Origin of the sequence: Pseudoalteromonas sp. P1-26 (assembly GCF_001401795.1) — a bacterium.
Lineage (GTDB): Bacteria > Pseudomonadota > Gammaproteobacteria > Enterobacterales > Alteromonadaceae > Pseudoalteromonas.
Genome location: NZ_LKDX01000132.1, coordinates 1 through 544 on the forward strand (window position 1 = coordinate 1; position 544 = coordinate 544).

Below are 544 nucleotides of genomic sequence, written 5' to 3' on the forward strand. Positions count from 1 at the left end.
AAAAGGAAGCGGCTTCACAATGATAGCTTCCGAGCGGTCAATAATTCCAACTGTATTCGAATTGAAAATGACGCTATAAGCATCCCAAAAGTCGGTAAAGTGCCAATCGTTCTGCATCGTGAGCTAGTGAGCAAAATTAAGACCGTCACTGTTCAATATCGTCACGGAAAATGGGAATGCAGCATCACACAGGAAGTAGAGTGTAAAACGGCTAAACAGGTTTTGGAAAAGATCACTGGTTTTGATATCAACTCAAAGCAAACGGTGGTTGGTTCGAACGGATTTGTGGCCGATAATCCGAAGTTTTTAAAACAGTCAAAAGAGAAGCTAAATCAATTGCAACGCCAGCTTGCGCGTCGAACCAAAGGCTCAAATCGTTGGCACAAAACTAAACAACGCATCAATAAACTACACGGTAAAATCTCAAGGCAAAGGCTCGACTTTGCGCACAAAATTTCACGACAGATAATCAATGAAACTGATATAGCGTGTTTTGAAGATTTAAACGTAAAAGCGATTCAAAAGTTCAATGGCAGCATGGTTG

Annotated in this window: 1 protein-coding gene; it reads left to right on the forward strand. The window is 41.0% G+C overall.

The window, feature by feature from the left end:
- A partial coding sequence (locus AN394_RS21245; protein WP_152968972.1) for an RNA-guided endonuclease TnpB family protein occupies positions 1-544 on the forward strand: 544 nt, incomplete at both ends.